Source organism: Microbacterium sp. AG790, assembly GCF_003634765.1.
Lineage (GTDB): Bacteria > Actinomycetota > Actinomycetes > Actinomycetales > Microbacteriaceae > Microbacterium.
The window spans coordinates 95,623-109,217 of record NZ_RBWZ01000014.1 but is presented as its reverse complement, the minus strand read 5'-3'; the positions used below and the strand labels follow the sequence as shown (position 1 = coordinate 109,217).

General features: G+C 69.2%; 10 protein-coding genes. 5 read left to right on the top strand and 5 right to left on the bottom strand.

The genetic code is table 11. The features are described 5' to 3' along the window. Nucleotides 1-109: 109 nt before the first annotated feature. From DEU37_RS14710 to DEU37_RS14695, 4 genes are all read right to left on the bottom strand, one after another. On the bottom strand, nucleotides 110-358 hold the full coding sequence (locus DEU37_RS14710) for a hypothetical protein (RefSeq protein ID WP_121191331.1): 249 nt from the start codon (nucleotides 356-358) through the stop codon (nucleotides 110-112). A gap of 1 nt (nucleotide 359) precedes the next feature. Then, complete coding sequence (gene valS, locus DEU37_RS14705; protein ID WP_121191330.1) at nucleotides 360-2,954, bottom strand: valine--tRNA ligase; 2,595 nt, start codon at nucleotides 2,952-2,954, stop codon at nucleotides 360-362. Between the two features lie 136 nt (nucleotides 2,955-3,090). Further along, nucleotides 3,091-3,678 (bottom strand): GNAT family N-acetyltransferase, encoded by a 588-nt coding sequence (locus DEU37_RS14700; RefSeq protein ID WP_016465120.1) that lies wholly within the window; start codon nucleotides 3,676-3,678, stop codon nucleotides 3,091-3,093. Beyond that, complete coding sequence (locus tag DEU37_RS14695; protein ID WP_121191329.1) at nucleotides 3,675-4,352, bottom strand: hypothetical protein; 678 nt, start codon at nucleotides 4,350-4,352, stop codon at nucleotides 3,675-3,677. The genes DEU37_RS14700 and DEU37_RS14695 overlap by 4 nt, the downstream gene beginning before the upstream one ends. Before the next feature lie 249 nt (nucleotides 4,353-4,601). On the opposite strand from DEU37_RS14695, the gene ileS reads away from it, so the two are divergent. Genes ileS through ndk form a run of 4 tightly spaced genes read left to right on the top strand, consistent with a single transcriptional unit; the run spans nucleotide 4,602 to nucleotide 10,180 of the window. Next, complete coding sequence (gene ileS, locus DEU37_RS14690; protein WP_121191328.1) at nucleotides 4,602-8,021, top strand: isoleucine--tRNA ligase; 3,420 nt, start codon at nucleotides 4,602-4,604, stop codon at nucleotides 8,019-8,021. After that, entirely contained in the window at nucleotides 8,018-9,370 is a 1,353-nt protein-coding gene (locus DEU37_RS14685) for a folylpolyglutamate synthase/dihydrofolate synthase family protein (RefSeq protein WP_121191327.1), read from the top strand. The genes ileS and DEU37_RS14685 overlap by 4 nt, the downstream gene beginning before the upstream one ends. Further along, on the top strand, nucleotides 9,358-9,765 hold the full coding sequence (locus tag DEU37_RS14680; RefSeq protein ID WP_005053480.1) for a DUF4233 domain-containing protein: 408 nt from the start codon (nucleotides 9,358-9,360) through the stop codon (nucleotides 9,763-9,765). The genes DEU37_RS14685 and DEU37_RS14680 overlap by 13 nt, the downstream gene beginning before the upstream one ends. Nucleotide 9,766: 1 nt before the next feature. Beyond that, complete coding sequence (ndk, locus tag DEU37_RS14675) at nucleotides 9,767-10,180, top strand: nucleoside-diphosphate kinase (protein ID WP_005053482.1); 414 nt, start codon at nucleotides 9,767-9,769, stop codon at nucleotides 10,178-10,180. Between the two features lie 98 nt (nucleotides 10,181-10,278). Here ndk and DEU37_RS14670 read toward each other — a convergent pair whose 3' ends face one another. Then, nucleotides 10,279-10,893: a vitamin K epoxide reductase family protein gene (locus tag DEU37_RS14670; protein WP_121191326.1), complete on the bottom strand. Its 615-nt coding sequence runs from the start codon at nucleotides 10,891-10,893 to the stop codon at nucleotides 10,279-10,281. Nucleotides 10,894-11,199: 306 nt separating this feature from the next. Between DEU37_RS14670 and DEU37_RS14665 the strand changes: the two genes are divergently transcribed. Beyond that, nucleotides 11,200-13,587, top strand: coding sequence for an Rne/Rng family ribonuclease (locus tag DEU37_RS14665; protein WP_121191325.1), 2,388 nt, complete (start codon nucleotides 11,200-11,202; stop codon nucleotides 13,585-13,587). The last annotated feature ends 8 nt before the right edge of the window (nucleotides 13,588-13,595 follow it).

Here is a 13,595-nt window from a genome sequence, read left to right as displayed (position 1 = left end):
AGTGCGGGAACTAGACAGCTCCACTCTCGACCGGGAGGTCCTCACCCGTCTATCGCGTCACACCTCAACCAACGTCCCTGGGCAGCACAGCTAGCGCTGCTGTTCCCGCTCAGCCGAACTCATCCTCGTCGTCGTGACGCACGGTCACCTCGCCGGATGCCGCGACCTCCACGATCACGCCGGTGTCGAGCTCGGCGATCGGTCGCCCCTCCAAGAAGGTGAGCGTCCACCGCGGGCGCGGCTGTCCGAGGTCGTCGCCGGGAAGCGCACGATCGACGGCGTGGATCTGCGCCCGCAGAACCACGGGAACAGCCGTGGGCGGCTCGTCACCGCTCGTCCACCGGGTTCCGAGTTGCATCTCAGGCCTCCGGCGCGAGCTCGACGGCGTCCACGACGAGTCCTTCGCCGCCTCCGACCAGCTCCAGCTGCGCGATGCGCCCGACGGCCTTGAGGTCGCCCTCCGCGAGACGGAGCGCGGCGATCGTCGCATCGTCGCCGCGCAGCACGAGACGCGCGACCGGCGTCTTCTGCGACGCCTTGGCCTCGGTCTTCGCCCGGCGGATGCCGATGAGCGCCGCACTGGCCGCCGTGAGCACGGCCGGGTCACCGGCGGCGCCATCACCGGCGCCCGTGCCCAGAGGCTCCGGCCAGGGCGCGGTGTGCACGGAACCGTCCTCGAACCATGACCAGGCCTCCTCGGCCGCGAACGCGAGCACGGGGGCGAGCAGACGCAGCAGCGTCGACAGCGCCGTGCGCAACGCGAGCGCGGCGGAGGCCTGTCCGACGTCGGTCTGGTTGTAGGCGCGCTCCTTGACGAGTTCGAGATAGTCGTCGCAGAACGTCCAGAAGAAGGCCTCGGTGATCTCCAGCGCGCGGGCATGGTCGTACGCCTCGAAGGCGGCCGTGGCATCGCGCACGACACGGTCGAGAGTCGCGAGCATCGCGGCATCCAGAGCGTGGGTCACCTCGGCGCCCGCCGGCACGGGGAACGACAGCACGAACTTGGCTGCATTGAGCACCTTGATGGCCAGGCGTCGCCCGATCTTCACCTGCGTCGGGTTCTGGGGGTCGAACGCGGCGTCGGCGCCGAGCCGGCTCGATGCGGCCCAGTACCGCACCGCGTCGGTGCCGTGCTGGTCCAGGATGTCGGCGGGGGTGACCACGTTGCCCTTGGACTTCGACATCTTCTTGCGATCGGGGTCGACGATGAAGCCGCTGATGGCGGCATCCGACCACGGCGCCCGATCGTCTTCCAGGGCCGAGCGGACCATCGTAGAGAACAGCCAGGTGCGGATGATGTCCTGGCCTTGGGGACGCAGGTCGAACGGCGCGACGACGTTCCAGAGCTCTTCGTCGCGCTGCCACCCGCCGGCCAGCTGCGGAGTGAGCGAGGAGGTCGCCCAGGTGTCGAAGATGTCCTTCTCACCCTCGAAGCCGCCGGGAACGCCGCGCTGGGACTCCGTGAACCCGGGCGGCACGTCGGTCGTCGGATCGACCGGCAGGCTCGCGACCTCGGCGGTGATCACACCGCCCTCGACCCGCTCGCCGTTCTCGTCCAGCGGGTACCAGACGGGGATCGGCACGCCGAAGAACCGCTGGCGGCTGATGAGCCAGTCACCGGTCAGGCCGTTGGTCCAGTTCTCGTAGCGCACGCGCATGAAGTCCGGATGCCACTGCATGCCCTGACCGAGTGCGATGAGCTTCTCGCGGAACGCCTCGTCGCGGGCGCCGTTGCGCAGGTACCACTGGCGCGTGGAGACGATCTCCAGCGCACGGTCACCCTTCTCGTAGAACTTCACCGGGTGGCTGAACGGCTTCGAGACCTGCAGCAGCTCGCCCGAGGCCTCCAGCAGCTCGACCATCTTCTTCTTGGCGCTGAAGACGGTGAGCCCGGCCAGCTCGGCGTAGGCGGCTTTTGCGGCATCCGTGGTCACGGCATCGGGGGCGTCGGGAAGGATACGGCCGTCCTGGCCGAGGATCGTCCGGTTGGGCAGGTCGAGCTCACGCCACCAGACGATGTCGGTGACATCTCCGAACGTACACACCATGGCGATGCCCGAACCCTTGTCCTGCTGGGCGAGCGGGTGCGCGAGGACGGGAACCTCCACGTCGAAGATCGGCGTGCGAACCGTCTGGCCGAAGTACGGCTGGTACCGCTCGTCGCCGGGGTTGGCGACCAGCGCCACGCAGGCCGCGAGCAGTTCGGGGCGGGTCGTCTCGATCTGGATGTCTCCCGAGCCGTCGCTCTTGTGGAAGGCGAGACGGTGATACGACGCCTGCTGTTCTCGATCCTCGAGCTCGGCCTGGGCGATCGCGGAGCGGAAGTCGATGTCCCACAGCGTCGGCGCGAGCGCCTGATACGCCTCACCGCGCTCGAGGTTGCGCAGGAACGCGAGCTGGCTCGTGCGGATGGTGTCGTCCGAGATCGTGCGGTAGGTCTGCGTCCAGTCCACCGACAGACCGAGCTGGCGGAAGACGGCCTCGAACGCCTTCTCGTCCTCCAGGGTCAGCTCTTCGCAGAGCTCGATGAAGTTGCGGCGGCTGATGGGCACCTGGTCCGCGGGCTTCAGGCTCTTCGCGTCGCCGCGGAACGGGGGAGTGAAAGAGGGGTCGTACGACAGCGAGGTGTCGCAGCGCACGCCGTAATAGTTCTGCACACGACGCTCGGTGGGAAGCCCGTTGTCATCCCAGCCCATGGGGTAAAAAACGGTCTTGCCGCGCATGCGCTCGAAGCGCACCTTCACGTCGGTGTGCGTGTAGCTGAAGACGTGGCCGATGTGGAGCGATCCCGATGCGGTCGGCGGCGGCGTGTCGACGGAGAAGACGCCAGCGCGACCCTTGGCCTTCGCCGCGTCGCGGTCGAAGAGGTAGGTGCCTGCCGCGCTCCACGCGGCATCCCACTTCTGCTCGAGGCCTTCCAGGGCGGGCTTGTCGGGAATCTGCGCGTCGGACATGGGTCTCCTCGAGCGATATGTGCGGCACTGTGTGAGCGTGCCTGAGTGTGGAATGTGCGCCTCAGTCTACCGGGCGCGCGCCGGTAGGTTCCGAGGAGATGGCGGATGCCGAGGAGCGCCCGACCCGATCCGATCCTCAGTTCGCGACATCTCCTCGAAAACCGATCGGCCGCGCATCGGAGCGGCGCGCCCACGTGCCCCGGTCGATCGCGAAGGCGAGGTGGGGCATGTCGACGCCGCGATAGTGCGTCGTGAAGGTACGGCGCACCGTCATGCCCAGCCGGATGGCGAGGTTCATGGAGGCGATGTTCGTCGAGCGGATCTTGGCGTACAGCTCGTCGATCGGCAGAGTCGAGAAGGCCCAGTCACGGCACGCCGCGGCCGCCTCGACGCCGTAGCCGTGACCCCAGTGGGCACGCTGGAACAGGTAACCGACCTCGATGACCTGGTCGCCATCGATCTGCTGGCGTGTGATGCCGCACTGTCCGATCATCCGCCCGGTGTCACCGCGCACGACCGCCCACAGCCCGAAGCCGTCGTCGCGGTAGCGCTGGCGCTGGCGCTGCAGCCACGCCATCGACTCCGCGGCGCTGAAGGCGCCGTTGTACGCCGTCATCGCCTGCGGGTCGTGGAGGATCGCGCGCAGGTCCGGCAGATCGTCGTCGGTCATCTCCCTCAGCTGAAGGCGTGCGGTCTCGATGCGCACGCGGGGATCGGGCGTCATGCGCAGATCCGGATGCCGAGAGCCTGCGCGAACGCGGCGGCGTGCAGTTCCGCCTGACGCGGCTGGAGCCACGCGCCCGTGAGCGCACGGACGTCGGTGAAGGCGAGGGCTTCGAGCCCCCGGAGATCGAGGTCGTCGCATCGCAGCCCTCGGGTGTCGACCTCGTCGGCGCGGCATCCTTCGAAGGCGACCCGCGCAAGCCGGGCCTCCGGGAGATCGACCGTCCCGAAGGTGCAGTCCACGAAGAGCACGTCGGTGAGCTCGGCGGACGGCAGCGAGAGGTAGTCGATGTGCACGTCGCGCACCACCACGCTGTCCCAGCGGGCACGCTGCCCGTCGAGCGTGGCCACCCGCCCTCCACCGACCGTGACGTTGCGCCAGCTGGCGTCCCGCGCGACGAGAGCCATCGCGCGCAGCCCATCGACAGCGACGTCCACGAAGGTGGCACCCGTGACGTCGACGTGGCCGGCGGCCGCTCCGGATGCCGCGGCCACCCGAGATTCGATGAGCCGACAGTGCGCGGCATCCACCTCCCCGCTCACACCCGTCACGACGACGCCGAGAAGGTCGGCGCGGGAGCGCAGGGCCGGTACCTCATCGAGGTGATCGGGAAGGTCCGGCGCACTCACACGCGGTGCCCGCGGACGAGAGGAAGCGGGGGGACGGCCGGCCATCCCTCGAGCCTACGCTCCCGGTATGATGTTCTGATCAGCACTGATCCGGCCATCACCGGGGAGCTCGCGGAAGAACGCCCAGGAACCGTCCGGGGCCGGTAGAACCGCGCGGGGCAGGCCCGTCACAGCCGTCGCACGAGTGGCCGCCGCTTCCCCGCGTCGGCAAGCGGGGTGGTACCGCGGTCGCACGATCGTCCTCGCAGGAAGACTGCACGATTCCCACGATGCACGAGCACCTGCTGGAGTGACATGAGCTACCCCCGTCCCTCGACGAACCCCGCCGCCGGCGACACGAGCCCCTTCGGGCCCGCCGCCGACGTGTCTCCGAGCCCGCGCTTTCCCACGATCGAGCGCGACGTGCTCGACTTCTGGGCGCGCGACGACACCTTCCGCGCGTCGATCGCGCAGCGCGACGGCGCCGAGGAGTGGGTGTTCTACGACGGCCCCCCGTTCGCCAACGGACTGCCCCACTACGGGCACCTCCTCACCGGGTACGCGAAGGACCTCTTCCCGCGCTTTCAGACCATGCGGGGCAAAAAGGTGGACCGCGTGTTCGGTTGGGACACCCACGGCCTTCCCGCCGAGCTCGAGGCCATGAAGCAGCTCGGGATCACCGAGAAGAGCGAGATCGAGCAGATGGGGATCGCCGCCTTCAACGCGAAGGCCCGCGAGTCGGTGCTCGAGTACACGCAGCAGTGGGAGGACTACGTCACCCGCCAGGCGCGCTGGGTCGACTTCGAACGCGGCTACAAGACGCTCGACACGGGCTACATGGAGTCGGTGCTCTGGGCGTTCAAGGAGCTGTGGGACAAGGGCCTCGCCTACGAGGGGCACCGCGTGCTGCCCTACTGCTGGCGCGACGAGACCCCCCTGTCCAACCACGAGCTGCGCATGGACGACGACGTCTACAAGATGCGCCAGGACCCCTCGGTCACCGTCACGTTCCCGCTCGTCGGTGTGAAGGCGCAGAGCCTGGGGCTCACCGGCGTGCGCGCCCTGGCATGGACGACCACGCCGTGGACGCTGCCGACCAACCTCGCTCTGGCCGTCGGCCCCGACATCGAGTACGTCGTCGTGCCGGGCGGACCGCACGGCGCGGCGGATGTCCCGGCATCCGGCGACGACGAGGGCGCAGCCGCCCACCGCTACCTGCTCGCCTCCGACCTGCTGGGCGGCTACGCGAAGGACCTCGGCTACGAGACCCCGACCGACGCGGCCGAGGCCGTCGAGCGAACCGTCCTCGGCAGCGAGCTGGCGGACGTCCACTACGACCGGCTCTTCGACTACTACGCGGATGCCGAGGTCTGGGGCACCGAGAGCGCCTGGCGCATCCTCGTGGACGACTACGTCAGCACGACCGACGGCACGGGCATCGTGCATCAGGCACCCGCCTTCGGTGAGGACGACCAGCGGATCACCGAGGCGGCAGGCATCCCGCTCATCATGAGCCTCGACGACGGCGGGCGCTTCCTCCCGCAGGTCGGCGATGTCGCGGGCGAGCTGTGGATGGACGCCAACCGTCCGCTCATCCGCCTGCTGCGCGCCGAGGGCCGCCTGCTGCGCGAGGCCTCCTACGAGCACTCGTACCCGCACTGCTGGCGGTGCCGCAACCCTCTGATCTACAAGGCCGTCTCCAGCTGGTTCGTGCGCGTCACGGCGATCAAGGACCGCCTGATCGAACTCAACGATCAGATCACCTGGGCGCCGGAGAACGTCAAGCACGGGCAGTTCGGCAAGTGGCTCGAAGGCGCCCGCGACTGGTCCGTCAGCCGCAACCGCTTCTGGGGCTCGCCGATCCCCGTGTGGCGCAGTGACAACCCGGAGTATCCGCGCGTCGACGTCTACGGGTCGCTCGCCGATCTGGAGCGCGACTTCGGTCGCCTCCCGCGCAATGCCGCGGGCGACGTGGATCTGCACCGTCCCTACATCGACGAGCTGACCCGGCCCAACCCCGACGATCCGACCGGGCAGAGCACGATGCGCCGCATCGAGGACGTCTTCGACGTCTGGTTCGACTCGGGATCGATGCCCTACGCGCAGGTGCACTATCCGTTCGAGAACCGCGAGTGGTTCGACGAGCACGCACCGGCCGACTTCATCGTCGAGTACATCGGCCAGACGCGCGGCTGGTTCTACGTCATGCACGTGCTCTCCGGCGCCCTGTTCGACCGGCCCGCCTTCACGGGCGTCGCCTGTCACGGCATCGTGCTCGGCAGCGACGGCCAGAAGATGAGCAAGTCGCTGCGCAACTATCCCGACGTCAGCGAGGTGTTCGACCGCGACGGCTCCGATGCGATGCGCTGGTTCCTCATGGCCTCGTCGGTGCTGCGCGGCGGCAACCTCATCGTGACGGAGGAGGGCATCCGCGCGGGCGTGCGCGAGTTCCTGCTGCCGCTGTGGAACACGTGGTACTTCTTCGCGACCTATGCGAACGCCGCGACCACCGACGGATACGAGGCGCGCTGGCGCACCGACTCGACGAACGTTCTGGACCGCTACATCCTCGCCCTCACCGGCGACCTCGTCCGCGGCGTCGCCGCCGACCTCGAACAGCTCGACTCGACGACGGCCGCGGCGAAGCTCCGCGACTTCGCCGAGGCGCTCACCAACTGGTACGTGCGCCGCTCGCGCGACCGGTTCTGGGTCGGGGTGACCGACGACGAGACGTCGACCGAAGCCTTCGACACCCTGTACACGGTGCTCGAGACGCTCACGCGCGTCGCCGCGCCGCTGATCCCGCTCGTCTCCGAGCGCGTCTGGCAGGGGCTCACCGGCGGCCGCAGCGTGCACCTGGAGGACTGGCCCGACGCCGATGCGTTCCCCGCCGCGGCCGACATCCGCACGGCCATGGACGCCGTTCGCGACGTCTCCAGCGTCGCCAACGCCCTCCGCAAGAAGGAGGGCAAGCGCGTGCGTCTGCCGCTTCCCCGACTGACCGTCGTCGTGGCGGATGCCCGTGCGCTGGCACAGTTCGAGGACATCCTGCGAGACGAGCTCAACGTCAAGGCCGTCGAGCTCGTCGAGCTCGAGGCAGACACGGCAGCCGACTACGGCATCACCCACCGCCTGTCGGTCAACGCTCGCGCGGCCGGCCCGCGTCTGGGCAAGCAGGTGCAGCAGGTGATCGCCGCCGCGCGCGCGGGGGAGTGGACGGATGCCGAGGGCACGGTCGTCGTCGGCGGGATCGCCCTGGAGCCCGGCGAGTACGACCTCGTGCTCGAGACGGCCGGGCGCCCCGATGGGGAGGCGCTCGCCGTGCTGGCGGGGTCGGGAGAGCGTCAGGGCGGCTTCGTGCTGCTGGACACGACCACCACGCCGGAGCTCGAAGCCGAGGGACTCGCCCGCGACATCGTCCGCGCCGTGCAGGACACGCGCAAGGCCGCCGGGTTCGACGTGAGCGACCGCATCCGCCTGCAGCTGCTGTTCAGCTCGTCGGAGGATGCCGCGGCCGTTGCGTCTGCCTTCGGCACCGCCGATGTGGCGGGCGAGACACTCGCCCTCGATTACGCGGTCGTCTCACCCGAAGGCACCGCGCTCGTCGGGGAGGGATCGGTGTTGGCTGCGGCCGAAACGATCGACGCCGACCACACGGCGCTCGTCGCGGCCGGTACCTACGCCAACGCCGGCGACGTCACCGTCGCCGTCACCCGGATCGGAGCGTCCTCGTGAACGACCGTCAGCGCGCCGACGCCGTCTACCAGAGCCTGCTGACCCGTCAGGGTGAGCAGTGGGTGCAGCCCCGCGTCGAACGCACCCGTCGCGCGCTGGAACTGCTCGACGATCCGCAACGGACCTACCGCGTCGTGCACGTCACCGGCACCAACGGCAAGACCTCGACCAGCCGCATCATCGAGTCAATCGTGCGTGCCCACGGGTTGCGCACCGGGCTGTTCACGAGTCCCCATCTCGAACGCTTCACCGAGCGCATCATGATCGACGGTGAGCCGATCGAGGACGCACTCATCGCCGATGCCTGGGACGAGATCGCCCCGATCGTCGACCTGGTCGACGCGGAGCTCGCGGCATCCGGGGACGCCGCTCTCACCTTCTTCGAGCTGCTCACGGTGCTCGCCTTCGTGGCCTTCGCCGACGCGCCGGTGGACGTGGCCGTCATCGAGGTCGGGATGGGCGGCACGTGGGACTCGACGAACACGGCCGACGGCGACGTCGCGGTGATCGCACCGATCGATCTCGACCACGCCGACAAGCTCGGACACACGATCGCCGAGATCGCCGCCGTCAAAGCGGGGATCATCAAGACCGACGCCGCCGCGGTGTCGGCACAGCAGGATCCCTCGGCCCTGGACGTCCTCACCGCAGCCGCGGCCGCGCGAGGCGCGTCCCTCGCGGTCGAGGGGACCGCCTTCGGCCTCACGAGCCAGACGCTCGCCGTCGGCGGACAGCAGCTCAGCGTGCGGGGCCTCGCGGCGACGTACGACGATCTCTACCTGCCGCTGTACGGCGCACACCAGGGGCACAACGCGGCCCTGGCCATCGCGGCCGTCGAGTCGCTCATCGGCGCCGGTCGACAGCCGATCGCACCCGATGTGCTCACCGACGGACTCGCACAGGTGACCTCGCCCGGCCGTCTCCAGCTGATCGGTGTCGCGCCCACCGTGCTCATCGACAGCGCGCACAACCCGCACGGCGCACGCGCCCTGGTGGCCGCGTTGGGCGACTCGTTCGACTTCGACGAATGGGGCATCGTGCTCGGCGCGTTCGCCGACAAGGACATCGCGGGGATCGTCGCCACTGTCGCGCCGGCGGCGACCCAGGTGTTCGTGACGGCGCCGGACTCCGAGCGGGCCGCCGACCCCGATGCGCTGGCCGACCTCGTCGAGGCGGCGGGAATCCCCGTCACCGTGCACCGTGACCTCGCTGACGCGGCCGAAGCCGCGCGCGAATGGGCAGCGAGCTCGGACCGACGCGCGGTCATCATCGCGGGCAGCGTCGTGCTGGCGGGCGAGGCCCTGCAACTCGCCGCGGACGGCGACTGGAAGGCCGGGTGGAGCGCGTGAGCGCACGCGCGCGGCGCGCACGCGGCGCGGAGGAATCGCTCGCACAGGTCGTGCTCGGGTTCGAGTCGATCATCGTTTTCCTCGGCGGCCTGGCGGTCTACGGTCTGAACGTGCTTCCCGCCGGCATCCCGTCCTGGTGGGGGATCGTCGGCGGCTCCGTGCTGGCGGCGCTCCTGATCCTCACGACCGGCCTGACACGTTCCCGGGTGGGCATCCTGCTCGGCTGGCTCTGGCAGCTCGTCGTCGTACTGGGCGGACTGCTCGTGCCCGCGCTGGTCATCGTCGGCGTGATTTTCGGCGGCATGTACGCGTATGCGACCATCAAGGGCAGAGCGCTCGACCGTCGCAACGCGGCCCGCGCAGACGCTTCCCCGCACGTCACGAACGGAGAATGAAATGCCCACCGAAGAGACCCTTGTCCTCGTCAAGCCCGACGGCGTGGCGCGCGGCCTGACCGGAGCGATCCTGGCGCGCATCGAGGCCAAGGGTTACGCCCTGGTCGACATCAAGCTCGTCGAGCCCGACCGCGACGTGCTCGAGCAGCACTACGCGGAGCACGCGGGCAAGCCCTTCTACGAGCCGCTTCTCGAGTTCATGCTCTCGGGGCCGTCGGTCGCGATCCGCCTCGCGGGCAACCGCGTCATCGAGGGTTTCCGCTCGCTGGCCGGCACGACCGATCCCACGACCGCAGCACCGGGCACGATCCGGGGCGACTTCGGGCGCGACTGGGGCCTGAAGGTCCAGCAGAACCTCGTGCACGGCAGCGACAGCCCCGAGTCGGCCGCGCGCGAACTGGCGATCTGGTTCTGATCGCTCGCCTGCACGCTCCGATGCCCTTCCGCCTCTGAGGCGGAAGGGCATCGCGCGTCTGGGCTTCGGGCACCTCTGAGTCTCGGTGCCTCAGAGGTTCAGAAGATGACGTCGAGCAGCTGCGGGATGGCGTCGAGCCGCAGCTGCGCGAGCAGGAGCACCACCGCATACGACACGAACGCCATGAGCGGGACCCACGCGGCCAGAGAGGCGCCGACGGCACGCATACGCGGGTGGGAAGAGATCACGCCCGAGCGCAGCAGCTGGACCGCCACGGCGTAGAACGTCGGGATCGTGACGAGCCACGTGACCATGCACCAGGGACACAGCGTTCCGAGGAAGAAGATGCTCTGGGTGATCAGCCAGATCACGAATCCGAAGGCGAACGTGACGCCCGCGAAGAACGTGAGCCAGAACCAGCGGGCGAAACGGGCGCCGGCGAGAACAGCCATCCCCACCACGATCGGCGCCATCCATCCGGTGAGCCCCAGGATCGGGTTGGGGAAGCCGAAGACGCTGCCCTGAGCGGAGTCGAGGTTCGCACTGCACTGCACGACGACGCTGAAGTCGCACGACGCCGGTGCGGTCGATCCGGTGGCCTTGTCGAACTTCTCCAACATCAGGGCGAACGCTGCGATCCACCCGATGACTCCCGCGATCACCAGCCAGATGGCGAGGATCTTCGGGCGGGTGTCGATGGTCTGCGCGGACATGCTGGCGATTATCGCATCCACACGGACGGTCGCTGCTGGGAGACCGAATGAGCGTCAGAGCACGGTCCGAGCGTCGCTCTGCTCAATCTTCCTCGGATGATGCGATAATGGTGGCCGATGCATCGCGGCCGCGCCGCACCACGCATCACCGAAGACTTCGGGCGATGAACGCCCTTGGCAGCACGAGTCCCGCCGACGAGCGGGTGAGGCTGCAGACCGAGTGAGTATGCGGTTCCCCACTATCGGGTGACGCCGCCAGAGTTCACCCGACGGCACGCGGAGCCGGCGGCGAGGAGTAAGCCAGAGATGGCCGATGAGAACAACGATCAGTCCACAATCCCTGCCGACGAGGTCCTGACCCCGTCGCTTCCCTCCGTCGAGCAGGCTGGTGCGCCCACGGACGCCGGCACGCGCGACGCGGACGCTGGCACGCGCGACGCCGCCGCCGAGGACGCGCCCGTCATTGACGGCGCCCCGGTCGCGGAGGAGCACGGCGGCGAGGCGGAGGCCGCGGATGCTGAGAGCACCGAGTCCGATACCACGGCGCCCGACGCCACCGAGCCCGAAGCGACGGAACCCGAAGCGACGGAGCCCGTCACGGCTGTGAGCCTCGGGCTCCTGCCCGCCGAGTTCGTCTCCGCCGTCTCCACGCAGCTGGTCTTCTACGCCCCGCAGATCGTGCCGCTTCCCGCGCGTCCCGGCATCCGTGTCGATCAGCGAGACGATCGGGACGAGGGGCCTTCCGAGTCCGGCACGAGCGCGCGTCGGCGCAACCGCCGCCGGGGCGCCGGCTCGTCGGCCGCCGAGGATGACGCGCCGCGTGAGCAGAGCCAGCCGCGTCGGCGCGCCGTGGAGCTGATCACCGAGCCGCAGCGGATCAAGGGATCAACGCGTCTCGAGGCCAAGAAGCAGCGTCGCCGCGACGGCCGCGAAGCCGGACGCCGGCGCACCGTCGTCACCGAGGCGGAGTTTCTCGCCCGGCGCGAGGCCGTCGACCGCGACATGATCGTGCGCTCGAAGAACGGGCGTATCCAGATCGCCGTTCTCGAAGACAACGTGCTGGTCGAGCACTACGTCGCGCGCAGCCAGGAGTCCTCACTCATCGGCAACGTGTACCTCGGCCGCGTGCAGAATGTGCTGCCGAGCATGGAGGCCGCCTTCGTCGACATCGGTCGCGGACGCAACGCCGTCCTCTACTCGGGAGAGGTCGACTGGGATGCCGTGGAGACGGGCAACCAGCCGCGTCGCATCGAGCTGGCACTCAAGAGCGGCGACCGCGTTCTCGTCCAGGTCACCAAGGACCCGGTTGGACACAAGGGTGCGCGTCTGACGAGCCAGATCTCGCTTCCGGGCCGCTACCTCGTGTACGTGCCGGGCGGTGCGATGAACGGCATCTCCCGCAAGCTCCCCGACACGGAGCGCGCCCGCCTCAAGCGCATCCTCAAGGAGGTGCTGCCGGAGTCCAGCGGTGTCATCGTGCGAACGGCTGCGGAGGGCGCGACGGAGGACCAGCTCACGCGCGATGTGCAGCGGCTCACCGCGCAGTGGGAGCACATCTCGTCTCAGGTCGAGAAGATCGGCGCTCCTGCGCTCCTGCACTCCGAGCCCGACCTGCTCGTGAAGATCGTCCGCGACGTCTTCAACGAGGACTTCTCCAAGATGCTCATCCAGGGCGAGGACGCCTACCAGACGATCACCGCCTATCTCGCCGGCGTCGCCCCGGACCTCCTCGAGCGCGTGGAGAAGTACGAGGACGATCAGGACCCGTTCGACCGGTTCCGCGTGACGGAGCAGATCGAGAAGGCGCTGGACCGCAAGGTCTGGCTGCCGTCCGGCGGCTCGCTGGTGATCGACCGCACCGAGGCCATGACGGTGGTCGACGTCAACACCGGCAAGTTCGTCGGCTCCGGCGGCAACTTGGAGGAGACGGTCACCAAGAACAACCTGGAGGCCGCCGAGGAGATCGTCCGTCAGCTCCGTCTGCGCGACATCGGCGGCATCATCGTCGTCGACTTCATCGACATGGTGCTGGAGTCCAACCGCGACCTCGTGCTGCGCCGTCTCGTCGAGTGCCTCAGCCGCGATCGCACGAAGCACCAGGTCGCCGAGGTGACCTCGCTCGGCCTCGTGCAGATGACGCGCAAGAAGCTGGGGCTCGGTCTGCTGGAGACCTTCAGCGAGGCCTGCGAGGTCTGCGCCGGTCGCGGCGTGATAGTGCACCACGACCCGGTCGTCAAGCACCGTGGCGCGCAGGCGCCCGCGTCGACCGGCGGCCGTCGGTCGCGACAGAGCTCCTCGCCCGCCGCCGCCGGCGGCAACGGCTCCGTGAGCGGCGGCACGCACGTGATCACCGAGAGTGCGAAGTCCGCGCTCGCGCAGATCGCCGCGTCCACCATCCACACCGCAGCCGAGGATTCACCGGAGGCCGCCGAGGTCCCGGCGGTGACAGTGATCGACGCACAGCCTGAGGCCGCACCCGAGCGCGCCAAGCGTCCCCGCAAGAAGCGCGAGCCGGCTTCTCGCTCCTCGGCCAACGAGCGGAGCGAGAAGGAGATCCTTCTCGATTCGGTGCTGAGCGCTCTTCCGGAGCCGAAGGCTCCTGGCCAGGGTCGGGGACGCCGACGCGTCACCACCGCGGCGCTGACGGGCACCCCGGTGGCGGCGACGCCGACGGCCGAGCCCGCTGCCGAGTGATGCTCGCG